The organism is Vibrio methylphosphonaticus (assembly GCF_023634655.1).
Lineage (GTDB): Bacteria > Pseudomonadota > Gammaproteobacteria > Enterobacterales > Vibrionaceae > Vibrio > Vibrio methylphosphonaticus.
Genome location: NZ_JAMKMS010000061.1, coordinates 1 through 1,113 on the forward strand (window position 1 = coordinate 1; position 1,113 = coordinate 1,113).

General features: G+C 31.3%; 1 protein-coding gene. It reads right to left on the minus strand.

What is annotated here, in order from left to right; all coding sequences use genetic code 11:
• Positions 1-257: 257 nt before the first annotated feature.
• The gene (locus tag M9196_RS23225) at positions 258-914 is read right to left on the minus strand and encodes a DUF2971 domain-containing protein (RefSeq protein WP_250619875.1); all 657 of its coding nucleotides are present in this window, start codon (positions 912-914) and stop codon (positions 258-260) included.
• Positions 915-1,113 lie beyond the last annotated feature (199 nt).

Consider the following 1,113-nt stretch of genomic DNA (forward strand, 5'->3'; position numbering starts at 1 on the left):
CTGCATAACGCGTTTGCTACCATGCAGATTAAGCTCAAATTTACCACTTAATACGGTAAACCAAAAGAAATCTAGAATGACGAATGTAGTAAATCGTGTTGATGCATTTGTTATATTTCGTACTCAACTATATCAATCCTAAAATCAGAAGGGACTGCAATAGCTTAATATCTCGACCACCAATAGTATTTTTAACTTTAAGCTGATCGTCTATTGGCATTTTTCACCTATAATAATTGATCGAATAACATCATTATTTAATTGGTATTTATTTCCAGCCATCTTTTCATTATCCGAAATAAGACGAAATTCTTTCTCATAGGTCCAAACTTCATTTTTAGTAGCAAAAATTTTCTCACTATAAGTTGAAATGGTATGATTCTTTTGAAAAAATTTAGGAGATTTATTATATAAGGCTTAACTAAATACTCTACAGGACAATACCCTAGATTTAATGGTTCTTTTTGCCTATTCAGGTCATATTCAATACACATACCTTTCAAACCGTTAGCGTAATGCCCCCAAAGCAAAGGATGATTATTTTCAAATGATAAACTAAATATTTTATAGTCTGTTTTTACTTTTTCTATTTTATCTTGCTGTAATCGTAGTATTTCCTGAGAGATCATATTAATAACGGTCGACTTAACATACGCTGAAGAATGAGATATATAAGGAAGAATATCTTCTTTTAGAGATGCTAGTCGCATACCTTGGCTCTGTGCGAATGTAAAATACAAATCTAAAGCCTCTGTTATATTATCTTCAGTAATTCCTGATGTTATTTTATAAAACAACTCGAATGGATCATTAAAGTCATCAACATGTGAAAACCATAGTGTATTCTCATTAATTGAGTTTAGACTGTAATCATTCACCTCTCGAAACTTATATAGTAGCTCGAACTTTTTCACATTATCTCCTTAGAAATATAACGCACGCTTAATGCGCAAAAACTTATAGACAAGTTAATTAAATTCAGCAACTTAGATTAAAATCTCTATTTTCATGTAGCAAATATGTAACTAAAAATCATATAGGTTGAGATTCATCTTTCGGGACGAATAGCCTCTAATTTGTCCCCCCCACTCTTGAAACTCATTTTTGGACAAA